The organism is Rhodococcus sp. MALMAid1271 (assembly GCF_049195265.1).
Lineage (GTDB): Bacteria > Actinomycetota > Actinomycetes > Mycobacteriales > Mycobacteriaceae > Rhodococcoides.
The window spans coordinates 26,441-49,600 of sequence record NZ_JBMIRQ010000036.1 but is presented as its reverse complement, the minus strand read 5'-3'; the positions used below and the strand labels follow the sequence as shown (position 1 = coordinate 49,600).

22 protein-coding genes are annotated in these 23,160 nt (G+C 65.0%); 12 read left to right on the top strand and 10 right to left on the bottom strand.

Translation table 11 applies throughout. The features are described 5' to 3' along the window. Positions 1-116: 116 nt before the first annotated feature. The 3 genes from ACOQFP_RS02410 to ACOQFP_RS02400 form a co-directional block, all read right to left on the bottom strand. Entirely contained in the window at positions 117-347 is a 231-nt protein-coding gene (locus tag ACOQFP_RS02410; protein WP_206492294.1) for a hypothetical protein, read from the bottom strand. Positions 348-433: 86 nt separating this feature from the next. Further along, on the bottom strand, positions 434-2,755 hold the full coding sequence (locus ACOQFP_RS02405) for a glycosyltransferase (protein ID WP_421583326.1): 2,322 nt from the start codon (positions 2,753-2,755) through the stop codon (positions 434-436). After that, positions 2,752-3,687, bottom strand: a complete 936-nt coding sequence (locus ACOQFP_RS02400) for a WcbI family polysaccharide biosynthesis putative acetyltransferase (RefSeq protein WP_421583325.1) — start codon at positions 3,685-3,687, stop codon at positions 2,752-2,754. Before ACOQFP_RS02400 ends, ACOQFP_RS02405 begins: the two co-directional genes overlap by 4 nt. 168 nt (positions 3,688-3,855) lie before the next feature. Here ACOQFP_RS02400 and ACOQFP_RS02395 point away from each other — a divergent pair, with 168 nt between their 5' ends. From ACOQFP_RS02395 to ACOQFP_RS02380, 4 genes are read left to right on the top strand one after another with little or no spacing between them, the layout of a single operon-like run. Further along, the gene (locus ACOQFP_RS02395) at positions 3,856-4,941 is read left to right on the top strand and encodes a hypothetical protein (protein WP_421583324.1); all 1,086 of its coding nucleotides are present in this window, start codon (positions 3,856-3,858) and stop codon (positions 4,939-4,941) included. Continuing rightward, positions 4,938-6,047: a glycosyltransferase gene (locus tag ACOQFP_RS02390; protein WP_421583323.1), complete on the top strand. Its 1,110-nt coding sequence runs from the start codon at positions 4,938-4,940 to the stop codon at positions 6,045-6,047. Before ACOQFP_RS02395 ends, ACOQFP_RS02390 begins: the two co-directional genes overlap by 4 nt. After that, on the top strand, positions 6,044-7,051 hold the full coding sequence (locus ACOQFP_RS02385) for a glycosyltransferase (RefSeq protein WP_206492290.1): 1,008 nt from the start codon (positions 6,044-6,046) through the stop codon (positions 7,049-7,051). The genes ACOQFP_RS02390 and ACOQFP_RS02385 overlap by 4 nt, the downstream gene beginning before the upstream one ends. Beyond that, the gene (locus ACOQFP_RS02380; protein ID WP_421583322.1) at positions 7,048-7,869 is read left to right on the top strand and encodes a glycosyltransferase family 2 protein; all 822 of its coding nucleotides are present in this window, start codon (positions 7,048-7,050) and stop codon (positions 7,867-7,869) included. The genes ACOQFP_RS02385 and ACOQFP_RS02380 overlap by 4 nt, the downstream gene beginning before the upstream one ends. Before the next feature lie 97 nt (positions 7,870-7,966). Here the strand turns inward: ACOQFP_RS02380 and ACOQFP_RS02375 are convergent, their stop codons facing one another. Then, the gene (locus tag ACOQFP_RS02375) at positions 7,967-9,154 is read right to left on the bottom strand and encodes an esterase/lipase family protein (protein ID WP_206491947.1); all 1,188 of its coding nucleotides are present in this window, start codon (positions 9,152-9,154) and stop codon (positions 7,967-7,969) included. Between the two features lie 357 nt (positions 9,155-9,511). Between ACOQFP_RS02375 and ACOQFP_RS02370 the strand changes: the two genes are divergently transcribed. Then, the gene (locus ACOQFP_RS02370; protein ID WP_421583321.1) at positions 9,512-10,768 is read left to right on the top strand and encodes a PucR family transcriptional regulator; all 1,257 of its coding nucleotides are present in this window, start codon (positions 9,512-9,514) and stop codon (positions 10,766-10,768) included. Beyond that, positions 10,765-11,493, top strand: coding sequence for an EAL domain-containing protein (locus tag ACOQFP_RS02365; protein ID WP_307830903.1), 729 nt, complete (start codon positions 10,765-10,767; stop codon positions 11,491-11,493). Before ACOQFP_RS02370 ends, ACOQFP_RS02365 begins: the two co-directional genes overlap by 4 nt. A 100-nt stretch (positions 11,494-11,593) precedes the next feature. Here the strand turns inward: ACOQFP_RS02365 and ACOQFP_RS02360 are convergent, their stop codons facing one another. Next, on the bottom strand, positions 11,594-11,791 hold the full coding sequence (locus ACOQFP_RS02360; protein ID WP_206491945.1) for a CsbD family protein: 198 nt from the start codon (positions 11,789-11,791) through the stop codon (positions 11,594-11,596). A 114-nt stretch (positions 11,792-11,905) separates the two neighbouring features. On the opposite strand from ACOQFP_RS02360, the gene ACOQFP_RS02355 reads away from it, so the two are divergent. Next, a complete protein-coding gene (locus ACOQFP_RS02355; protein WP_206491944.1) occupies positions 11,906-12,358 on the top strand; it encodes a hypothetical protein in 453 nt (150 codons plus the stop codon). A 110-nt stretch (positions 12,359-12,468) separates the two neighbouring features. Here ACOQFP_RS02355 and ACOQFP_RS02350 read toward each other — a convergent pair whose 3' ends face one another. The 3 genes from ACOQFP_RS02350 to ACOQFP_RS02340 form a co-directional block, all read right to left on the bottom strand. Next, a complete protein-coding gene (locus ACOQFP_RS02350; protein ID WP_421583320.1) occupies positions 12,469-13,017 on the bottom strand; it encodes a Dps family protein in 549 nt (182 codons plus the stop codon). A 78-nt stretch (positions 13,018-13,095) separates the two neighbouring features. Then, complete coding sequence (locus tag ACOQFP_RS02345) at positions 13,096-14,160, bottom strand: TerC family protein (RefSeq protein WP_341244504.1); 1,065 nt, start codon at positions 14,158-14,160, stop codon at positions 13,096-13,098. Between the two features lie 210 nt (positions 14,161-14,370). Continuing rightward, positions 14,371-15,585 carry a PucR family transcriptional regulator gene (locus ACOQFP_RS02340; RefSeq protein WP_421583319.1) on the bottom strand — a complete coding sequence of 405 codons (1,215 nt, stop codon included), beginning with the start codon at positions 15,583-15,585 and terminating at the stop codon, positions 14,371-14,373. A gap of 224 nt (positions 15,586-15,809) precedes the next feature. Here ACOQFP_RS02340 and ACOQFP_RS02335 point away from each other — a divergent pair, with 224 nt between their 5' ends. Together ACOQFP_RS02335 and ACOQFP_RS02330 are read left to right on the top strand one after the other, a co-directional pair. After that, the gene (locus tag ACOQFP_RS02335) at positions 15,810-17,252 is read left to right on the top strand and encodes an amino acid permease (protein WP_341245036.1); all 1,443 of its coding nucleotides are present in this window, start codon (positions 15,810-15,812) and stop codon (positions 17,250-17,252) included. Further along, positions 17,249-18,148: a universal stress protein gene (locus ACOQFP_RS02330; RefSeq protein ID WP_206491939.1), complete on the top strand. Its 900-nt coding sequence runs from the start codon at positions 17,249-17,251 to the stop codon at positions 18,146-18,148. The genes ACOQFP_RS02335 and ACOQFP_RS02330 overlap by 4 nt, the downstream gene beginning before the upstream one ends. Before the next feature lie 15 nt (positions 18,149-18,163). Here the strand turns inward: ACOQFP_RS02330 and speB are convergent, their stop codons facing one another. Then, positions 18,164-19,123 carry an agmatinase gene (speB, locus tag ACOQFP_RS02325; protein WP_421583318.1) on the bottom strand — a complete coding sequence of 320 codons (960 nt, stop codon included), beginning with the start codon at positions 19,121-19,123 and terminating at the stop codon, positions 18,164-18,166. A gap of 117 nt (positions 19,124-19,240) precedes the next feature. Here speB and ACOQFP_RS02320 point away from each other — a divergent pair, with 117 nt between their 5' ends. From ACOQFP_RS02320 to ACOQFP_RS02310, 3 genes are read left to right on the top strand one after another with little or no spacing between them, the layout of a single operon-like run. Then, positions 19,241-19,873, top strand: a complete 633-nt coding sequence (locus tag ACOQFP_RS02320) for a helix-turn-helix domain-containing protein (protein WP_421583317.1) — start codon at positions 19,241-19,243, stop codon at positions 19,871-19,873. Beyond that, the gene (locus ACOQFP_RS02315; RefSeq protein WP_421583316.1) at positions 19,870-20,706 is read left to right on the top strand and encodes a carbon-nitrogen hydrolase family protein; all 837 of its coding nucleotides are present in this window, start codon (positions 19,870-19,872) and stop codon (positions 20,704-20,706) included. The genes ACOQFP_RS02320 and ACOQFP_RS02315 overlap by 4 nt, the downstream gene beginning before the upstream one ends. Further along, the gene (locus ACOQFP_RS02310) at positions 20,703-22,388 is read left to right on the top strand and encodes a flavin monoamine oxidase family protein (protein WP_421583315.1); all 1,686 of its coding nucleotides are present in this window, start codon (positions 20,703-20,705) and stop codon (positions 22,386-22,388) included. The genes ACOQFP_RS02315 and ACOQFP_RS02310 overlap by 4 nt, the downstream gene beginning before the upstream one ends. Here the strand turns inward: ACOQFP_RS02310 and ACOQFP_RS02305 are convergent. After that, a complete protein-coding gene (locus ACOQFP_RS02305) occupies positions 22,385-23,086 on the bottom strand; it encodes a YoaK family protein (RefSeq protein ID WP_421583314.1) in 702 nt (233 codons plus the stop codon). The two genes, ACOQFP_RS02310 and ACOQFP_RS02305, sit on opposite strands and share 4 nt — an antisense overlap. Between the last annotated feature and the right edge of the window lie 74 nt (positions 23,087-23,160).

Genomic DNA, 23,160 nt, shown 5'->3' with positions numbered 1-23,160 from the left:
TACCCGTCGGTAGCTCGGGCCAAACAGATGTCGGCCGAGGTGTGAACAGCGACACTCTCCGCAGCGCAACCGTCGCTGCCATCGCCACCGGCTTCGCGTCCGGTGACGACCATTGCTCACTCGTCGTCGGAGTTGCTCTTTCGCCTGCGGGCTTTCAATCGAGATATCTTGATGCCCACGGCGGCGAGCACGATCAGCCATCCTGCAGTCAGTACTCCGCCACCGACGAACGCGGCATGGCGCAGAGGATGATTGTCGGCGTAGACGTAACCGACTGTGCCCCAGAGCAATGCAATGAAAGCGATGATCGCCATCATGCAGATCATCGAATACAGCGTTCTGTTCATCTCTATCCGACCTCGCTGTTCACGCCGTCTATTGCCCCATCGACCCGCATCCGATCGTGTGCTCCGCTTCGCCCTGGCATCGCCGCTCACCACGCCAGATTCGGCTGGTGCGCGCCGATCGACAACCCGAATTCGACGCCTGTGCGGCGCATACAACCGAACAACTCCTCGGCCAGGTCCTGCGTCGTCGAACCAAGTGCCGTAGCCCAGCGTGCCGCGCGTGCGCTCGAACGCGAACTGCACACGCGGACCGACCCGGTACCGCCCACATCCACGGTCAACCGGTCGGTGCCGTCGGCGAGCAGTCGGCGCACAGACTGTTCGCCGAACAGCACCGGCCCGCGTACGTGCACCACGGCATGGCTGCGGCCGGTGTCGTTCGGCTGCCCGAGACGCACTCGCTGATCGACGTCTCCCCACGGCCGTCTCAACTCGGCTGCGTCCGGCCCGTGAATCCACACCGCGCACTCTCTTTCGCGCAGCGCGGATCCGACGGTCTGCAGCAGGGATGCCGAAGTGTGTCCCGCGGAATCTACGATGACGACGACCTCCGGTATGTCGTAGACGAGACCGAGGGTGCGCGCTGCGGGGTCCGTGATGCGGGAGGCCAGCATCATCGCCTCGACGTTCTTTCGTTCGCGGTCTCCGCCCGTCCTCTCGGCCCATTCGGGTCCGTCGTGCCAGGCGACGGCGCGGGGCTGGTGCGCCAGGACTGCACCGGCATCGTAGGCCCGATGCGCGAAATCCCAGTCCTCGCCGCCGTACCCGACGATGCTCTCGTCGAATCCGCCGATCTCCGTGAACAACTGACGAGTACACGACATGACGGCGCTGATGACGTACCGATAGGAACGACGATCGGAATCGAGCAAGTCACGTGAGTGCGCGTACCCCTCTCTCAGCCAGCGTGGTTCTGTCAATTCCGGCGGTCCGCTCGATCGGCCGCCGAACCACCTCGCCACGTCCTCGGCGGTCCAGCCCGCCAGGTCGGCGTGGCGTCGACGTCCCACGACAAGGGCGTCGGGCAGGGCCGCGAGCAGGCGAACGGACTCTTCCACATATGCGGGTTCGGGCACGGTGTCGGCGTCGAGAAAGCACAGAATCTCACCGCGAGCCGCCGACGCACCGAGGTTGCGGGCCGCTGCCGCACGGAAGCCGAGATCGGTCTGCCGCACGACCGTGATATCGAGTGCGGACCGAAAGGCATCGATCTCCGGTGCGACGGGAGACCCGTCGTCGGCCACGATCACCTGAATACGGGAGGCCGGATACGTCTGCGCGGTCAGCGCGGTCAGAACGTACTCCAACCCGCGTTGCTGCTCGAAGTACGGAACAACCACCGATACGGCCGGCTGCCGGTCGGTCGGTGGCACCAGATCCCACCGATTGCCCGGCACCACCCAGCGTCCGTCGGGTAGCTTCTTCGCCGTCCTAGTGCATTGCTCGGCGAACAATGCGCGATACAGGGCAGCTGCCTGGGTAACGGTTGGATAGGGTGCGACGCCGGGCTGCTGCCAGGTGTTGTTCGGGCAACGGAGTGCGTCGGCCATGGCCGCGGCGAGGCCGTCGACCGAGTTCTCGTGAATCCAGAGTGTGCCTGGGGAATTGGCCTCGATCTCCGCCGCGTAGCGACCGCGTGGGACGAGTGGTCTTCGGCCTGCAGCGATCCAGGAGTTGATCGAACCGGATGCCGAGATATGTCGGTGAAATGCGACGGGGACCGCGATCGATCGTAGGAGCTCGTCGAGGTCGGCATCGGGAACGAATCCGGTGGAGTCGAACGAACGGCCGAGTTGCGCCGCGGCGCGGGTGAGTTCATCGATCATGCGCTCGTGGCCGGGTGACGCGGACCCGATCGACAGTAGCGTCACGTCGGTGTCGAGACCCCGCATGGCCTGGAGTATTTCCTCGTGGCCTTTGCCCGGGTAGACGAAACCGAGCACACCGACGACTCTGCTCCTCGTGCTGTCGGGCTCGACCACCGAGGTCGGGCTGTCGATCGGAAGCGGGATCACTCGAACGTCGATCGGTCGTCTCAGGCCGTCCTCGAGCAACAGCCGCTCGTGCATGCTGGAGACGACGACGGCAGAGGCACGCTCGATCACCCGCAGATAGCAGGCCTTTCGAGCTTCGAAGGCGTTGCCATCGGAGGCCTGCGGAACGTCGTGCAGAGTGACGGTGATCGGTGCGCGGTGCTGCCGCGCCGACGCGATGAACGCATCGGCGGCCGCGTCCGCGGTTCGGCCGAAGAGCCGGTCGGTGAAGTGCACGTGAATCGGAACGTCGGACTGGACTTCCCGAAAGTCGGATATGACCGGACTGGCTGTCGCCGAGGCCATCTGACGTGCGCAGCGGACGACACCGTGCTCGGCAGGGCCGGTGACGAGGTGGTGCACTTGCGGCGTCACGGCTCGATGCCCAGCGTGCGAATCAACTCGGAGTGCCGGGTCAGCGCGGCGTCGACGAACTCGGGATGGGTTGCGTACCACTGCAGATGAGCTCGATGAACCGAGTCAGGTGAGTACGTGGTTCCCTCCACCGACCACTCCAGCCGTGGCGCGCCGTCGAGGCCGAGGGCGTCGAGCACGCGCTGCTCGACGGGTGCCCGAATCCCGCCGAGCAACTCACGGCCCGGATCCCGTACGGTGCAGCCGGTCCCGAGCTGGTCGAGTATCCGCTGCGCCAGTGCGGCGAGCACCACGTTGGTGGCGTGATTGATCGTGTGGGTGGCAGCGCGGCCGGCGTCCTCGAAAAGATCGGAGGCCGCGATATCGGTGTCTCGACTCTCGCGTCGACGCAGTTCATCCAGGCTTGCCTGCGCCGCGTGTCGCAGACCCTCGGCGCAGACGGATCGGTCCCAGTCCTCGTCTCTGTCGAGGCCGCAGGCAGCGGCACGGATCGTGCGTAGATCGTGGTACGGCACCAGGCTCGGAACGGCGGCCGGGGCACCGGGATGTCGTACGATCACCTGAAAAGGATGCAGCCCTGCGTATCTGAGCACCGGCCACCGCACGACGACCGCGTCCGGTGGCAGAGCGTCGGCAAGATCGGGAACTCCGAGCGGTAGCGATCGGTAACCGGACCGAATCGGTTGGGTGAGGAGCACCGATGCCCGGCGAACGAGTCGGTCGACATGGGGCACATCAGAGGACTCGAGTTCGTGAACGGGTGGAATGCGCACCGTTCGCAGCGGCATCGCCGGATCGGAATCGAGAAGAACACGCAGCGCCTCGGCCTGACAATTTCCCCAGACGACGAGCAAGGGTCTGTCGTCGGCGGAACGCCCGAGCGCATTCGAGATTCCGTAGAAGTCGCCGTAATGGCGGGTGCGGCCGTCCATGATTGCCCCGACGTCGTGTGCTCGTTGGTAGTGGACCGTTCTCTGGTCAACGTAGCCCCGGTCGACCGGCTGCGCCAACCCCGATTGAACCGAACCGAAACTGGGTACTGGCCGCATATCGCGTGTCGGGACCAGGCACGATCGGCTTGTCTGTACCCGAAGGAAGTCATGATCGGTGTTGCATCGGTTCCGTCCTCGCACGCCTATGTCCGGCACCTGCAACCGGTGCCCGGCGACGGCGCGAACGAGCTGCCGAACCACGATTCGGTCGTGGTGCTGCCCGACCCGGTGCCCGCCCGCGTGGATGTACCAGGGCAGTGGTGGCCACCGCGACTGCTCGATGCCCACTGGCTCGCCGAGCAGACCGAGGTCCAGTTCGACGTTCTACACGTGCATTTCGGGTTCGAGTCCTTCGCTCCCGAAGAACTTGCACGCACGGTGGAACACCTGCGCGCCCATCGGCAGGCGCTGGTGCTGACCGTTCACGATCTGCACAATCCCCATATCGCCGACAACACCGCTCACCTGCGGCAATTGGATGTTCTGGTCCGCGGGGCCGACGCGGTTGTCACCCTGACCGCGGGGGCGGCCGCCAGGATCGAAGAACGGTGGGGTGTGCGCGCTACGGTGATCGGCCATCCGCATGTGGTACCGCTCGAGAGGATGAAAAGTCGGCGGCCGCAATCGGACTCGTTCGTCATCGGTGTCCACGCCAAGAATCTACGGGCCAACATGGACCCGATGGCGGTGATGGACGCGGTGATCGATGCCGCGAGATCACTGCCGGACGCGACGGTTCGACTCGATATCGATCAGGACGTGTTCGATCGGCAGAGCCATTGGCACAACCCCGTCATCGGCGCAAAACTGCTCGACTACAGGACGTTTGCCGACGTCGACGTGCGGGTGCACCCTCGCTTCGGCGACGATGCGCTCTGGGACTATCTCTCCGAGATCGATGTGTCGATACTGCCGTATCGATTCGGCACACACTCCGGCTGGCTCGAGGCGTGCCGGGATCTCGGTACCTCCGTGGTTGCCTCGGACTGCGGCTTCTATGCCGACCAGGGGCCGGTGCACAGCTTCGGTATGGGAATCGAGCACGTCGATGCGTCCGGGCTCGTCGCTGCCGTCCGGGCATCGTACGAGAATCGAACGCCCGCCCTCGACCCTGCCGTCCGAGAACGGCAAAGACGAACGATCGCAGCAGAGCATGCAGCAATCTACTCGACAGTGATACAGGAGATGCGTTGAACGAGAACCCACTTCGCATCGCGGTGCTGGCGTCATCGAACTTTCCGGTGGCTCAGCCGTTCGCGGGCGGTCTGGAAGCACACGTCTACAACCTGGTGCGGGCGCTCACCGAGCGTGGCCACCGGGTGAGCTTGTTCGCAGCGGACGGCTCGAGCGTAGACCTGGACGCCACGTTGCTGCCGGTCCGCACCTTGGATCTGACACCCATCGCCATCGCAGATCTCACGATCACTCCGACCGCTGTTCGCGAACACCACGCCTACCTGGCGGTCATGATGGAACTGGCCGGGGCACTGTCGGGTTCGTTCGACATAGTGCACAACCACAGCCTGCACTACCTGCCGCTGGCGATGTCCTCGACGTTGTCGATGCCGATGGTGACAACCCTGCACACCCCGCCGTTCGCATGGCTGGAATCGGCCGTCGCGTTGGCCCCTGCCGGTGCCAATACCTTTGCTGCTGTCAGTGAGTTCGCGGCCTCGCAATGGGCCGGGGTGACCACTGACACGGTGGTCGTACGAAACGGGATCTCCCTGGAGCAGTGGCCTTTCGGCACCGGCGGTGACTACGTGGCCTGGTCCGGCCGGGTCGTTCCGGAGAAGGGGCTGCACCTGGCGATCGCCGCCGCGAAGGAAGCGGGACGCGAGCTGGTCTTCGCGGGCCCGCTGAGCGACGAGGTCTACTACCGTGAGGTGATCGAACCCCTGCTCGACAACGACATTCGCTACGCCGGGCACCTCGATCAGCCTGCCTTGGCGGCGTTGGTGGCCGGCGCCGAGGTCGCCCTGGTCACGCCCGTGTGGTCGGAGCCGTACGGATTGGTGGTGGCCGAAGCACTGGCGTGCGGCACGCCCGTTGCAGCCTTCGCCAGGGGCGGGATACCAGAGATCGTCGATGGTTCCTCGGCCGTCCTCGTCCCGGCAGACGACGTCCACGGCCTGGCCGAGGCAATTCCGCGAGCGGCCGCCCTGAACCGGCGAGACGTCAGAGCCAGAGCCGAGCAGATGTGTTCGATGGATCGAATGGTCGACGAGTACGAGGCCCTGTACCGCTCGACGCTCGAGGCGTCCGTCGACCCGATCGACGAGCGCCTCGCGATCGCATGATCGGCTATTACGCGCACCACCACGGCGTCGGTCACATCACCCGCGCCGATGCGATCGCCCGTTCGATGGCGCAGTCGATGACCGTTCTGTCCTCGCGCTCGCGGCCGGCGCGCCATGCCGCGTCCGAGTGGATCGAGCTACCGATCGATGTGAACGAGTTCGCGGAAGATTCGGCAGCGCAGAACAGTTCGGCGGACGGTCTGCTGCACTGGGCTCCCCACGATGTGGACGGATTGACCGACCGAATGGCCGTCATCGCGCAGTGGGTGACCCGTGAGAGACCGTCGGCTGTGGTGGTCGACGTCTCGGTGGAAGTAGCGATGTTTCTGCGTCTGATGGGTGTTCGGGTCATCGTCATGGCCATACCGGGGGAGCGGTCGGATCCTGTCCACGCCCTGGCGTACCGGGCGGCGACCCATATCATCGCGCCCTGGTCGCGGCAGGTCTACGATCCGGTCTGGCTGCGCCCATACGCCGACAAGATCACGTTCTCGGGCTCGATCAGCCGATTCGCCGATCGCGAGCGAACAGGGGAGCGCACGGGAGATACTGTCGTGGTTCTGGGGGCGGCGGGCGGTACCTCGTTGACCCGCGATCTGGTGGCCTCGTGGTCAGCGGTGGACGCCCGCTTCGAGTTTCGCGCACTCGGGGTCGCGGGCGGCGACTGGGTGGACGATGTCTGGCCGCTGTTGTGCACCGCGGCACTCGTCGTGACGCATGCCGGGCAGAATGCCGTCGCCGATCTCGCCGCGTCGTGCGCGCCGGCCATCGTGGTGCCACAGTCTCGGCCCTTCGGTGAGCAGGACGCCACCGGGCGGGCGTTGGCTCACCGCGCTGTCGCCGATGTGCTCGACGAGTGGCCGTCCGTCGCCCACTGGTGCAGCGCGGCCACCCGTGCACTCGAACTCGGTGGCCACCGATGGGCCGCATTGCAGACCGGGGGCGCACCTGCACGAGCGGCCCTGGCCATCGAACAGTCCGCGCCTCGACGGACTCGGCCGTGAAGGTCATCGCGGTCACCGTGGTCTCGGGCCGACACGATCACCTCGCCGCTCAGGTGCGCGGCCTGCAGAACTCCACGGTGGAACCGGCCGAGCACGTCGTGGTGTCCATGGGCGACAACGACATTGCCGATGTCCTCGCCCGGTCCGGTTCGCGTGCAGTGTGTGTCGAGATGCCTGCGGAGAATCCGCTGCCGTTGGCGCGGGCCCGCAACATCGGTGCTGCAGCAGCTGTCGAGCGCGGTGCCGAGTTGCTGGTGTTTCTCGACGTCGACTGCATTCCCGGCCCGGAGTTGATCGAGCGGTACCACTGCGCTGCAACGACACTTGGCAACCGGCGCGCCCTGCTCTGCGGTCCGGTGACTTACTTGAAGGATGCGGACGTCGGCACCGAGGGTGCGGCTCTGGCTCTGCTGACCGCCCCGCACCCGGCGCGCCCGAATCCGCCGGTCGGAACCGTGGAGTTCGGCGAGAACTTCGATCTGTTCTGGTCGCTGTCCTTCGCGATCGACAGTGCGGCCTGGAGCGAACTCGGTGGCTTCTGCGAGGCCTACACCGGCTACGGCGGTGAGGACACCGACTTCGCAGCCACCGCGGAGGCGTCGGGAATCGGGTTGCGGTGGGTGGGCGGGGCGCACGCCTACCACCAGTTCCATCCGGTGTCGGATCCGCCGGTGGAGCATATCGACGACATCGTGCTCAACGCGCGCACGTTCTTCCACCGATGGGGGCGGTGGCCGATGATCGGATGGCTCGATGCCTTTGCGGCCCGCGGCCTCGTCGAGTTCGACGGTGCGGGGATTCGCCGCACCGGCACCTGAGCCCGGACAGCAGTGAGGGCGACCGGCAGTTGTGCCGATCGCCCTCACTGGGGTAGAGCCTTACCGATGACGATCCGCCGCTAGTGGGCGGGTCGGATCATCCGCCGGTGATGGGGGAGTTGAACGTGCACGGGATCTTCCGCGAGGGGAAGCCCTTCGGATCGAGTGCGTTCTTCACGATTCCGATCGCGCGAGGCGAGACGGAGATCGACAGGTGGTCCGACAGGTCGATTCCGCAACCGTCCTGCAGGGTGACGTTCTTGACCGTGGCACCGGGGCCCGCGGTGAGGAACGTCGTCTTGTACGGGGTGACGACCTCGTCGTACTTGGTGCCGATCACGGTGTAGTTGATACCGGGGTCGGTGTCACCGCCGACGGCCAATGCCTTGACCAGTGGCGAGTCGATGACCTGGTCCGAGGCGGCAGGGCCTGCGATGGCACCGACGACGCCGAGCACGTTCAGGCCGAGGTTGTTGATGGTACGACCCAGGGTGCCGATGCCGACGAGGGTGGTGCCGTGGTTGGACCCGGCGACGCTCACAACGGTGTTGACCTTGTTCTGCGACGGGTCGGCCGGGTTGGCACCGCCCTCGAAGCGAAGGTACTGACGGGTGACGAGTCCACCCTGCGAGTGACCGACGATGTCGACCTGAGCGGACCCGGTGGCGGCGCGCACAGCGTCGATGTAGGTCGCAATTTCCTTGGCGCTCGAGGCGACGGAGTCGGTGCCGCGAAGCGATTTGAGGTGACCGATGGCGCTGGAGTCCGTGTCACCGTAGTTCAGCGCGAAGATGCAGTAGCCCTCCTTCTTCAGGGCGGGCGACATGCGCGAGAAGTTGTTGAATGCGTTCTCCCAGGTGCCGTGCAGCAGAACGACGGGACGCGGGTGAGCTGCGGACGGCTTGCAATTCCAGTCGTTGGCACCCTGCGGCGCGACATCCGGGTTCACGATGCTGTAAAGGAAGCCGGCGATGAAGTTGGTAAAGACCGGTCCGTACCCCTTCGTCTCGGCCTTCGGATCGTAGGTGCTGGTCGCAGGAGCGGCGGAATCGATGCTCGGAGGCTCGATACCTTGGTCAGTGGCCTTGGGCGACGCCTCGGTCGGCTCGGGCGGAATGACCTCGTCACCCTGGATGGTGGCGGGCGGACTGGGTTCGGTGACGGGCTGGGCATGGGCCGCAACCCCGGTACCGAGAGCAAGTGAGCACGCCATTGCCGCGATCATCGCAGCGCGCACCGTGGTTGCCTTTCTCGTTGCGCTGAAGGTGGACCGAGTAGTGGTCATTGAGCCTGACTTTCGACGAGGTTGCTTGGACAAGTCGGTACGGTAGGCGCGCTTTTGCGTCGTTTGGGGCCCTCTGTCCGGCGTTTGGAATTTGCCTGCACCGGGAGTGCCAATCGTGAGGCAAGGTCACAAAGTGGCGTGCCTCACGTGAAATTGCGGATGTACTGCCGGATATATTGCGCAAAACAATCCGCAGGTTTGATTTGAGTTCTACGATCAGTGGGTCTGCTCACCCGTTCGGTCGACCGGCACGGGAGGCAGTCGAGCGACGGACATGGTCCGATGCTGAGCACAGCGGGCATCGAACCGGAGTTGACACAGACCTGGTGCAGGTTTCGAGTTCGAGGGGTGGGTCGGGTGACCGCGACGGAGAGTGTGCACGTTTCGCACGAGGGTTACGCCGGGGGGCGTCGTGCGTCGGACCGACTGCGCACGCCGCGCGAGACGGCAGCGCGGATGTTGGATCAGTACATCGGGGAACCCGAGGACACTCCGCCGCCGCGCGACTGTGCCCGCGGAGAACTCGACGACATGACGACGACCTGTTGTGAACTGGCGGCGGGAGTCCTCGAATCCGGTCGGCTGCCCATCCCGGGTGCGATGGACATCTTTCGCGACGCGGCCACCCGCTGGGCCCGCGACGGAGTGCCGCTCGGACGCATCCAGCATGCGATCAACGAGGGCTGCGCATCGGGACTGCGCAACGGGGTGCAGGTCGTGGAGGAGAATTCGAGCGCGCCGGTGGTCGATGGAACCGTATTGATCATGGAACTCCTCGACGTCGTCACCGAATCCGTATCCGACGCCTACCTGGCAGAATTTCGCACACTGACGCAGAACGGCCCCCGTCACGACGCCGAGCTGCTCGATGCGCTGCTCACCGGAGACGGCACGGCTCGCAAGATCGCCGATCGAATGGGAACGTTGCTCGCCGAGGACTATCACGTGGTCGCACTGCACTTCCCGCCGCATGCCGACGAAGGCGGCAGGCGCGGCGACGGTGCGATGATGGCGGCGAGAAAGTTGCGCCGGATTCATGCGGCGCTTGCGACGTACGACGGGGTCTCGGCCCCGATCGCCTCGATCAGCACCAACGGTGGAACCGTACTGATGCCCGCTGTCTCAGGAGTGGACGTCGAGGAGTTGGTGGAGCGGCTGGCCGAGGCGTCACAGGTTGCGGTCACGGCGACCACCGGTTCGGCCGCGGTCGACGACATCGCCGTCACTGCTCCGCACTTGTACGAACTGCTCAGTCTCGTTCGACGGCTGCGGTACGCACCGGGAACCTATCGGATGGCGGACCTGGTGTTCGAGTACCAAGTGAGCAGGCCAGGCTTGGGGCGCAAGCACCTCGTGACGTTGATCGATCCGTTGCGTGACTCGGTCGACCTGCTGCCGACATTGCACGCGTTCGTCGATTCGGACTCCAATCGGAAGAAGACGGCGACCTGGCTGACCGTGCATCCCAATACTGTCGACTACCGACTCAAGCGGGTGGAACAGCTCACCGGACTCGATCCGATGAAGCCGTCCGGACTTCGCCGATTGCATGCTGCCCTGATCGCCGACCGTCTCGAAGCACGTCGAGCCCCGGTCGACGAGCGACGGCTATGACCGTTCCGGACGGTGCGGTGCTGGCAGCGTCGGCGGCGCTCGATTCGGTCGAGTCCGTTGCTGCGATGTTCCAGCCGGTCGTCGAGCTGTCGACCGGGAATGTCGTCGGGTACGAGGCGCTGGCCAGATGGCCGTCGCCGAGCCTTGCGCTCCCCGAGGACGTATTCGCCCTCGCCCGTGAGCGAGGCATGGTCGGACGCGTGGATGTGGCATGCCGAGCCGCTGCGTTGCGGGCAGCGCGCGAGCGCGCGTACGCGCGTCGGGTCCGGTTCTTTCTCAACATCGAACCGGGCTGTTTCGTCGACGAACGCGATGTCGGGGCGCACCTCGATGCCATCGGAGACGATCTGGATGTCGTTCTCGAGATCACCGAGCGTGATCTCGACCGGAACGTCCCGCTGTTGATGGCGCTGGTTCGAGGAGCGCGCGATCGCGGAATGGCGGTCGCCATGGACGATGTGGGCGCTACCCCGGCAACATTGCGGCTGCTGGACGCGGTGGCACCGGACATCGTCAAACTCGATTCGTCGATCGTTCGGTCGCCGTACCGGACGCGCGCTGCGATGCGTCAGGTGCGTTCGTATCTGCAGACGAGCGACGCAGTCCTGCTGGCCGAGGGGATCGAGACCCGTCGGCATCTTCGCCGCGCGGTGGCACTCGGCGCAACCATGGGCCAGGGCTGGCTGTTCGGCCGTCCGATGCCGCTTCCGGTTGCACCTGTCTGACCGGTCTGGCGTTGCGCCGATGGCCTGACACGAACCGACCCCGCACCCTTGTACGGCTGCTGAGCCTGGGCGCGGGGTCTGGACAGATCGACCGGACAGATCAGTTGGTGAACTTGTCCTTGATGTCGCTGGCGGTATCAGAGATGTCGTCGCCGACCTGCTTGGTCTTGCCCGATGCCTGATCCTTTGCGCCTTCGGCAGCAAGATCGTCGTTGTCGGTCTTGTGGCCGACCTTTTCCTTGGCGTCACCCACGAGCTCTTCTGCCTTGTGCTTTGCCTTGTCGATGAAATCAGCCATGCGAACTCCTCGAAGTCGATTGTTCTCTGTGTCCACGAGCAGCTATACCCGTCTGCGAAGGCGTCAATCATCGAAATGCGGGTTGTTCAGGTGTGATACGGGTAACCCGCCGCCATGGATTCGCAGACCGATGCACAGCACATGCCCGCGCCCGAACATCGACGTCCCAGTGGCGTGAACGATGCCACCGTGGCCGCCGCCGGGAAGGTGTCCGAGGCGCTCGAATGCGTCGAGCGCGCCCGTGGCCACCTCTATTCGTTCCATCAATTGATGGGTCACTCGGACCTGCTGCTCGGCGAGGCCGTCGGGGCCTTGTCCGAGGCCGGTCACGACGCCATTGCGCAGCGGATCGACGAGGACATGATCGGTAGGAACATTGCGCAGGGACGCTGGACGTTCCAGCTCGTCGAGGAATTCGACGACGGGTACTGGGGTCCGCTGCGCGAGCACGAACGAGCGGTTCGGGACGAGTTGATGGACGGACGTCGGCATGTATTCGAGGCCGAGATGAAGGAGCGGCGTCGATCGCACGGCCGCGCCGGTCACGAGGCCCGGCCGTCAGACTGACTGACTGACTGACTGACTGACTGACACCGAGGGGGCTTCGAACTCGGGTAGGGCTTCGAAACAGCAGCGACCTCGCCTGTGAGGGCGAGGTCGCTCAGCGGTGTGACGTTCTAGCCGGCTTGCGTTGCCGCGTTCACTTCGCTGGAGGCATTGGTGGTGGACAGCTGACCACCGGAGTTCTCCAGGTGCGCACGGACGAACCAGTGGAAGAGCTCGAGCTGAGCGCTCTGGCCGATGAGCATGTCCTCGGTGATGGGGTCGATCTCGCCGACCTCCGCGATGTTCTTCCGGGTGGTCTCGATGACGCCGGTGTAGACCAGATCGAGAGCGCCGAGGTGCTCGATGGCGGTAGCTCGGCCGATCGAGTAGTCGTCCCACGAGCGTTCGGAAACGATGGTGCCAGGCGTGCCCTTGGCCGAGGAGCCCAGCGTTGCGATGCGCTCGGCGACGTCGTCGGCGAACCCGCGAACTGCTTCGACCTGCGGGTCGAGCATCTCGTGAACCGCGATGAAGTTGGGTCCGACGACGTTCCAGTGAATGTGCTTGAGCGTCAAGTGCAGGTCGTTGTATGCGTTCAGACGGTCCTGCAGGATTTCGGCGACGCGTGCGCCTTTGTCCGAGGTGAGTCCGGGAACGGTGTACGAGTTCTTTTCAGCCATGATCACCGATTGCCCCGAGGCCGCAGAACACAAACATGCCCCGCCGAATCGAATCGGCGGGGCACGAGTGGTGTCGGATCAGGACTTGTCGAGCCTCGAGTGATCGGTACCCGAGGTCGTCGACGTGGTACCGGCCGAGGACGTTCCCTCCGTCGGGTCGACGATCGGGCTGTCGGCTGCGACTTCCTCGATCGGGTCGGCGTCCTCGTCCTCGGGTGGCGGATTCTTCAGGCTGAGGATTATCGAACCGGCCAGGACGGTGATGATGACCACCAGGCTGACCAAGGACGGAATTTCGGGGATCGAGGTGCTGATCACCTTGTGTCCGGCCTGCAGGATGAGCTTCACACCGATGAACGCGAGGATGATCGCGAGTCCCTTGGACAGGTAGTGGAACTTCTCGAGCAGTCCTGCGAGCAGGAAGTACAGGGCGCGCAGGCCGAGGATGGCGAAGGCGTTGGACGAGTAGACGATGAACGCATCGTCGGTCACCGCCAGAACCGCAGGGACGCTGTCGACTGCGAAGACCAGGTCCGCGGCTTCGATGGCCACGACCACGGCGAGCAGTGGCGTTGCCACGCGCTTGCCGGCCTCCTTGACGAAGAACTTGGTTCCGGCGTACTCGTCACGGACGGGCACGATCTTGCGAAGCAGTCGAACCGCGACCGATGTGCTCGGATCGTACGACTCTTCCTCGTCCTTCAGCAGCTTCCAGGCGCTGTAGAGCAGGATGGCTGCGAAGACGAACAGAACTGCGGCGAACTTGCTGACGATGGCCACACCTGCGGCCAGGAAGATCGCCCGGAACACGAGGGCACCGATGACACCGAAGAACAACACCCGGTGCTGGTACTCACGGGGAACCTTGAAGTATCCGAAGATCAGTGCGAAGACGAAGAGATTGTCCACGGACAGGCTCTTCTCCAACAACCATGCCGTGGTGTATTCGACGCCGGCAGTGGTGCCCAACGTGAAGAACACGACGATGCCGAAGACGATGGCCACACCGACCCACAGAGCGCTCCACCAGGCGGCCTCCTTGAAGCCGATGATGTGTGCACCGCGGTGCGCAAGCAGGTCGATTGCCAGCAGGATCAGGACGACGGCACCGAATGCCGCCCATGCCCACAACGGGACGCTCATCAGCTGACGCCCTCACTGGTGACTGTGCTGCCGAGCTTCTGTGTCGCTGCCATCTGGCACACGCTCCTTACATTGTCGTTCGTCGTGCAGGCTTGACTCCTGCGACTACTCCAGTGTGACTGTCGAGTTTCCTGCAGGCAGGGTCGTTATACGGACATGTTATGTCGCATTCCATTGCCGGTTTGCGGCAAGTTCGGCGCGCGGAAGGGGTTACGTACCCCGGCGGTTGCTCGGCCAGCCGATCAGCAACGCTCCGATCACGGCCGTGTGCAGCGCGAAGGCCTCGACGGGATTGCCGACATCCTGACCGGTCAGCTCTTCGATTCGCGACAGTCTGTACGTCACTGCTCGCACCGACAGATGCATGCGACGCGCGGTGGACGCGGAATTCGCGCCCGTGTCGAAGTACACCTGCAGTGTCTCCAACAATGGACCGGGACCACCGCGGGCAGCGAGCAACGGAGTCAGCAGCGTGTCGACCAGATCGGCGATGGCGGCGCGATCACTGATCAGCACTCGATAGACGAGCAGATCGCGGGCGTCGACCACCGGTGTGTCGAGTCCGAGCGAGGAGGCCAGGTCGAGCGCGTCGAGCGCTTCTCGATAGGACGCAGCCACGCCCACCGCCCCGCTTCGAGCGCGACCGAGGCCGAGCTGAGCCCTGCCGTATTCACCCTTGCGCCGTAGATCCACCGATTCGCCTGGTGTGCGAGGAAGCGTTCCCAGTGCACGTCCGGCCCGAGTGAGCACATGCTCGACGGCCTCGCGATCGGGTGCGGGGAACACCAGGATCAACTGGTCCCGCTTGGTCGTGACGAGCAATTCGGCGTCGCCCTTGCTGCCTTGCACGCTGCGCTCGACGACGCCGATGGCGGAGCTGGCATCGGTGAAGGGCGTGGTCGAGGTCACCACCGCCACCGCGTGCGGACTCGACAGGTCCAACCCGAAGGTCCGAGCGCGCTCGAGTACCCCGGCGATGTCGGCGGTGCCGGAGAGTAGATCGTCGACGAACTCGCGGCGGGCGAGTACCTCGGCCCGCACGAGAGTTCGGCGGGCGAGCTGAAAGCCCTCGGCGAGTTCGGCAACCGCATCGTCGACCGCACGCAGCATCACCTCACCCGCGGTGACGACGCCGGCAGGATCCTCGGCAGCGGCCTGCACCGCGGGCAATTCCCGCCACAGCCGCCATGCCGAGCTCAGATACAGGTCGAGCAACGCGCGCAACGCGACGCCTGCACGAGCAGCAGTATCGCCCTGCCCGCGAAATTCGCGTAGTTGCTTGCGGCTCAACGGAACACCAGCATCGACTGCTTCGGCGAGAACGTCCAGAAAGTTGCCGAGAAGTGCGACGTCGAGTCCGCCTGCGTCCGATGCGGCCAGCGCAGCGACCGTGCCGAGCGGTCCCTCGTCCCGCTGTGTGGCCATGTGTTCTCGCATCTCCAATCCGACTGAAGGTCAATGGTAGGCAACAGCGTGAGCGGACGACAGCGTGGGCAGAAAACGGTGTGGGCAGACGACAGTGCGCCGCTCCCGACCCTGTCCGGGACACGCACGATCACACCGGGCGGCGTGTTCGGTATGCGAGAGGCACTATCTGGGAGCACAATCAGCCGATCCGCACGTTCGTCTCCACGTTGGGAGTCGCCTGCATGACCTCGTCGAACAGACCCGCACCAGGCCTGAGATCGCAGCTGCTGCGCAAGAAGCCGATCGCCGATCCCGACCAGCACACCAGTGGTGGACTCGAGCGGACCATCGGTACCTTCCAGCTCACGATGTTCGGAGTAGGTGCCACCATCGGCACCGGCATCTTCTTCGTGCTCTCGCTCGCTGTTCCCGAAGCCGGTCCCGCGGTGGTCCTCTCGTTCCTGGCGGCGGGCATCGCTGCCGGTCTCGCCGCCATCTGCTACGCCGAAATGGCCTCGGCGGTGCCGGTGTCGGGCTCGACCTATTCCTACGCCTATGTGACGATGGGCGAGGTCGTCGCAATGGGGGTCGCAGCCTGCCTGTTGCTCGAGTACGGGGTATCGAGCGCCGCCGTCGCCGTGGGGTGGAGCGGCTATCTCAACGAGCTTCTCGACAACCTCTTCGGGTTCTCCATCCCGCACGCACTGTCCGCCGCGCCGGGAGACACCGATCCGGGCGTGATGAACCTACCGGCCGTGGTGCTGATCGTGTTGTGCGCCGTGCTGCTCATACGCGGTGCCAGTGAGTCCGCGGCCGTCAATGCGGTCATGGTCGTCATCAAGCTAGGCGTACTCGCGCTGTTCGCGGTCGTCGGATTCAGCGCCTTCGATTCGGGCAACTTCTCCGACTTCATGCCGCTGGGGGCGGCAGGTGTCACCGCCGCTGCGGGCACCATCTTCTTCTCGTTCATCGGTCTCGACGCGGTGTCGACAGCGGGCGACGAGGTGAAGAATCCGCAGAAGACGATGCCGCGAGCCATCATTGCGGCCCTCGTCGTCGTCATCGTCTTCTACCTCGTCGTTGCTGTGGCCGCTCTCGGCACTCAGCCGTGGACCGCCTTTGCGGGCCAGGAGGAAGCCGGTTTGGCCGAGATCCTTCGCAATGTCACCGGGCGGGCTTGGCCGGCGACGATCCTGGCCGCGGGAGCGGTGATCTCGATCTTCTCGGTGACCCTGGTGACGATGTACGGGCAGACTCGCATTCTCTTCGCCATGGGCCGAGATGGCATGTTGCCCAAAGCCTTCGCCACAGTCAGCCCCCGCACTCACACGCCGGTGAACAACACGATCGTCGTTGCCGTGATCATCTCGATTCTCGCTGCGTTCATCCCTCTCGACAAACTCGCCGACCTCGTGTCGATCGGCACCCTCGTCGCATTCATCGTCGTGGCGATCGGAGTGATCGTCCTTCGTCGCACCATGCCGAACCTCGAGCGTCCCTTCAAGGTGCCCGGGTATCCGGTGACCCCGGTGCTCTCGGTCGCCGCCTGTGTGTACATCCTGTCCGGTCTGCGATGGACGACCTGGTTCTGGTTCGGGCTGTGGCTTGCCGTGGTTCTCGCGTTCTATCTCCTGTGGGGTAGGCATCACTCGGCGCTCCGATCGGCTGGAAAGCAGGCGCGATGAGCATCTTGATCGCCTTCGCGCCGGGCAAAGGAAGCGTCGGCGCACTCGATCTCGGCGCTCAGTTGGCGCGATCCTCGGGAACGACCATCGATGTCGCGACCGTGGTGCCCAAACCGTGGTCGACGCCGTCGATGGCCCGTGTCGACGCCGAGTTCTCGGACTGGGCTGCGGCGACGGCCGCCGAGTCGGAGGCGAAGGCACGTCGATTCCTCGCCGATCGCGCACCCGATATCGCCGCGTCGTTCCATCGCCTCGCACACCGCTCGGTGTCGACGGCACTGACCGAAGCAGCAGAGAGCGTGCCTGCTTCGGTGCTGGTGCTCGGGTCATCGGGGGACGGGGCGCTGGGGCAGGTTGTCGTGGGTTCGACCGCGGACAAACTCCTGCACTCCTCGCCGGTGACCGTCGCCCTCGCTCCGCGTGGCTACCGGGTGCGCAACCGCGCGACTCTGACCCGGATCACCTGCGCGTTCTCCGGTGACAGCGAGGCCTCGCGCGTCGTGGGGCCGACAGCGGAGTTGGCAAGGGATGCCGGAATTCCACTGCGATTGGCGTCGTTCGTCGTGCGCGGAGCGACGATGTACCCACCCGAAGTGGGACTGCGAGCCGAGGACGATGTTGCCGCGGAGCTCTCGCGAGGGCTGACCGAAGCGCTCACAGCTGCGGTGGAAGATGCAGTGGGAGTGGGGCTCTCGGCCGACCGAGTGACGACGGAACTGGCCTCGGGGCGCAGTTGGCGCGAGGCCCTCGACGAGGCGCAGTGGCAGGACGGTGAAGTGTTGGCCATCGGTTCGTCCGGCCCGCTCGGCCCCATCGCCCGCGTGTTTCTCGGATCACGAGCGACCAAGATCATCCGTCATTCACCGGTGCCGATCCTGGTGTTGCCGCGGCGGTGACCGCAGGGACCGTCGTCAGCGGTTGAGGGCCAGTACCGAAAGGAGCTCGTAGGCGACGTGAGCCGCCGCGATCCCCGTTATCTCGGCATGGTCGTATGCGGGTGCCACTTCCACGATGTCGGCACCGACCACGTTCAGGCCGACGAGTCCTCGCAGCGTGTTCAACAGTTCGCGGGAGGTCATCCCGCCTGCCTCCGGAGTGCCGGTGCCCGGTGCATGCGCGGGGTCGAGGACGTCGATGTCGACCGAGACGTAGACCGGACCGCCGTCGAGACGTCGACGCATCCGTTCGACGATGCTGGCCACGCCGTCGACCTCGTAGTCGTCGGATCGGATCACCTGGAAGCCGAGCACGCGATCGTCCTCGAGGTCCTGCTCGCTGTAGAGGGGTCCGCGAATGCCGATGTGCTGTGAGCGCTCCAGATCGATGAGGCCTTCCTCGCTGGCGCGGCGGAACGGTGTGCCGTGCGTGTACGGCGCACCGAAATAGGTGTCCCACGTGTCGAGGTGAGCGTCGAAGTGCAACACAGCCACCGGTCCGTGGTCGCGCGCGAGCGAACGCAGAATCGGCAGTGCGATGGTGTGGTCGCCGCCGAGCGTCAGGACCGAGGAACCGTCTGCACGCAGGTCGGTCACCGCGTCGTGCACGGTGGTCAGTGCCTCGGTGATGTCGAACGGGTTGACCCCGATGTCTCCGAAATCAGCTACCTGTTGGCGGGCGAAGGGTGAGACCTGTAGCGCAGGATTGTAGGGCCGCAACAGTTTCGACGCTGCCCGGATGTGCCCGGGGCCGAAACGCGCGCCGGGCCGGTAGCTCACCCCGGAATCGAACGGGACGCCGAGGATGGTGACGTCGGCGCGGGAGACCTCGTCGAGCCGCGGAAGGCGAGCGAACGTGGTGGGCTCGGCGTAACGAGGAACCTTGGTGGCATCGACCGGACCGATCGGGGTGTGCTCGGGATTGCTCGGGTTCATCGACAAATCCTTTTCGAGAGAGCGGAGTCCGGTGACCGTCGAGTCGACCAGTTCACTCGGCAAGCGTTACTCTGATGCACGATCTTGTCAACACGAGTTTCCTGAGAGGCGAGAACGGTGTCTGTTGCTACGTCGGTCGAGAACGACGCGCCACGGATCGGTGCGCGGCTCAAGGAGGCGCGGCAGAAGAAGCGACTGACACTCGACGCGCTCGCCGACACCTGTGGGGTGAGCAAGGGGTACCTGTCCAAGCTCGAGCGCGATCAGGTGAACGCCTCGGTCGCGTCGTTGGTGCGGGTGTGTGCTGCGCTCGACGTCCCGGTGGGTTCCCTGTTCGACGATGCCCCGGCGGGCGAAGTGGTGCGCGCACAGTCGTTGCCGCGCATCGTGTTCGGCGGTGAGGCGATGACGGAGTATCTGCTGACACCGGTGGGCGAGCGTCGGGTCCAGGTGTTGCTGGGAGATATCGAGGAGGGTGGCGGCAGTGGCGTGGAGTCGTACACCCTGCCGTTGGACGTCACGTTCGTACACGTGCTGTCCGGCGAAATCAGAGTGACCTTCGAAGCCGAGCCAGACGGGACCTTCGGCGGGGACGACATCGTGCTCGGTGCGGGCGATGCATTCACGTTCTCACCGCGACGGCCGCACAGTTTTCGCAGCGACAGCGCCGGCGGTGCACGGGTGTTGTGGGTACTGGCACCGGCCCTGCCCGAGGAGTTGCACAACAGGAAACAGGAGTTGTCGAGATGACGGTTACCGTGTCCCTGTATCAGGGGCCCGAACACTCCGGCGATGTCGAGGTCAACCTCGCCGCCATCGACGCCGCCGCGGCAGAGGCGGCACGAGCGGGCGCGTCCATCCTCGTCACGCCCGAGATGTCGGTCAGCGGCTACGACATCGGTGAACTGGTGCTCGAGCGAGCGGAGCCGGCCGACGGTCCGATCTTTCAGCGCGTCGCCGAGATCGCGCGAACCCGCAGCGTGGCAATCGCATACGGATACCCCGAGCGCAGCGGAGAATCGGTGTTCAATGCCGTGCAGGTCGTCGATGCATCCGGACGACCACGGGCGCACTACCGGAAGACGCACCTGTTCGGTGAGCTCGACCGCGCCCACTTCGCTCCTGGCCCGGATTTGCTGGTGCAGTTCGATTTCGGCGGACTGCGCTGCGGACTACTCACCTGCTACGACGTCGAATTCCCCGAAGCAGTGCGGGCGCACGCCGACGCCGGAACGCAATGGTTGATCGTCCCGACCGGCCTGATGACCCCGTTCGACATCATCGCCACCCATCTCGTCCCGACGCGGGCCTACGAAAGTCAGCTGTTCATCACCTACGTCAACCGCTGCGGAACGGAGACGAGCCTGACCTATTGCGGGCGCAGCTGTGCCGTCGGGCCCAGCGGACACGACGTAGCACGAGCAGGCGCGCACGAGGAACTACTCACGGTGGAGCTCGATCCGAGCGAACTCGCTCGATCACGCGCGGTCAACACCCATCTCGCCGACCGCCGACCGGATCTCTACCGCACCGTTGTCCACCCGACCGGACCCTCGCGGGCCGAGCAGGAGACCGACCGATGACCACACCCGTCACCCCGGACAGCTCCATCGCATCCGAGGACGAGCAGCCCTTGACGATGTTCGGACCGGACTTCCCGTTCGCATACGACGAGTACCTCGCGCACCCGGACGGTCTCGGACGCGTCCCCGACGCCGCCCTCGGCACTCGGGTCGCCGTGATCGGCGGTGGTCTCGCGGGCATGGTCGTCGCCCACGAATTGCTCCGGCTCGGCCTCGAACCCGTTGTGTACGAATCCGATCGGATCGGGGGACGGATGCGCTCGGTACCGTTCGAAGGGCATCCGGGCGTGGTCGCCGAGATGGGTGCGATGCGATTTCCGCCGTCGTCGACCGCACTGTTCCACTACCTCGATGCAGTCGGGCTGGACACGACGCCGTTTCCCAACCCGCTCGCCGAGGTGACTCCCAGTACGGTCATCGACCTCAAAGGCGAGAGTCACTACGCGCAGAAGCTCGACGATCTACCGCCGATATTCGCAGACGTGGCGAACGCGTGGAACAGGACGCTCGAAGAACACGCAGAGCTGATTCCGCTTCAGCGCGCCATTCGCCGAAGGGACGTCGGCGAGATCAAGCGAATCTGGAACGAGCTGATCGTGAAGTTCGACGATCAGACCTTCTACGGGTTCCTCGCTGCGTCCGAGCACTTCTCGTCGTTTCGGATGCGAGAGGTGTTCGGTCAGGTCGGTTTCGGAACGGGCGGATGGGACACCGACTATCCCAACTCCATTCTCGAGATCCTTCGTGTCGTCAGCACCGCGGCAGACGACCATCATCGTGGAATCGTGGGCGGCTCACAGCAACTGCCGATGCGACTGTGGACTCGCTCGCCCGAGGACATGGCGCACTGGCCGGCCGGCACGTCGGTGGCCTCACTGAACGGCGGCACCACCATGTCCCGGGTCACCGAGATCAGGCGGACCGACGGCGGCACCACGATCCACGACGACCGCGGCAACATTCGGACCTACCCTGCTGCCGTCGTGACTGCGCAGAGTTGGATGCTGCTCAGTAACATCAGATGTGACGACGACCTGTTTCCCATCGATCACTGGACCGCCATCGAACGCACCCACTACATGGGGTCGACCAAAGTGTTCGCCCTCGTCGATCGGCCGTTCTGGAAGGACAAGGACCCGGTCACCGGGCGAGACCTGGTCAGCATGACGCTGACCGATCGCATGAGCCGAGGCACCTACCTACTCGACCAAGGCGAAGGCAAGCCCGGACTGATCTGCCTGTCCTACACCTGGTCCGACGATTCGCTCAAGCTGCTGGCCCTCGACCCGACCGAGCGCATGAACATCATGCTGCGTTCGCTCGAGGAGATCTATCCCGGCGTCGATTTCCGCAGCCACATCATCTCGACCCCGGTGACGTTGTCCTGGGAAACCGAACGCGACTTCATGGGAGCCTTCAAAGCGAACCTGCCAGGGCACTACCGATACCAGGAAAGACTGTTCACCCACTTCGTGCAACACGAACTCGACCCACGGCACCGGGGGATATTTCTGGCCGGTGACGACATCTCCTGGACCGCAGGCTGGGCCGAAGGTGCCATTCACACCGCACTGAACGCGGTGTGGGGCGTCGTACACCATCTGGGAGGGACATCGGCAGAAGACAATCCCGGACCGGGCGACGTATTCGAGTCCATCGCCCCACTTCGATTGGGCGACTAGCTTTTCGGTGGCGGTGACTGTGGACGGCGCTCGTCGAACACGAACAGTGCCAGAGCAAAGATCAGCATCACCGCGACCACCCAGATCGCCCGAAGGCCGAACAACTCGACGGCCACCGCCCCCAGCAGCGCCCCGCCGAGGAAACCAGCGATCACCGCACCGAATCTTCTCGCCCGCGTCCCCTCCTCACGATCGCCGTCCACGACTCGATGAAACGCCGCCATCGACATGCTGCGGAGGTTCCCGGTCGTCATCGTGGTGTTGAACGGCGAATCCACCAGCACGCGAAAAGTGGTCACCTGAACGCCGGCCACATGCGCGAGAATCACCGAGACGAGGGCATCGGGCACGGTGGCCGGAAGAAATCCGACGGCCAGAACCACGAGTATCTCGACCACGAGAACGGCGCGAACCGGCCGCCGCACGATCTTCGCCACCTCGGGCAACGCGATGAACTCCGCTGTAGCGACGCCCAACACGAACGCAGTCAACGGCGGCACGAACGCGAGCGCCTCGGTCCACCGCCCACCTGCGATATCGACGCCGAGCAGTACGACATTGCCGGTCTGTGCGCCCGCGAACACGCCACCGCGAGTGACGTAGGTGTAGGCGTCGAGGAACCCTCCGACGGCGGCCAGAAGCACCCCGAGCCGAACCGACTTCGCAGTCGCGACGGTGATGGGAGGTTCAGAGCTCACTGCAGGCCCGCCTGGTTCATTCCGCAGGCCCCACTCACGCCCTTATGGTTCATTTCGCAGGCTCCACTCACGCC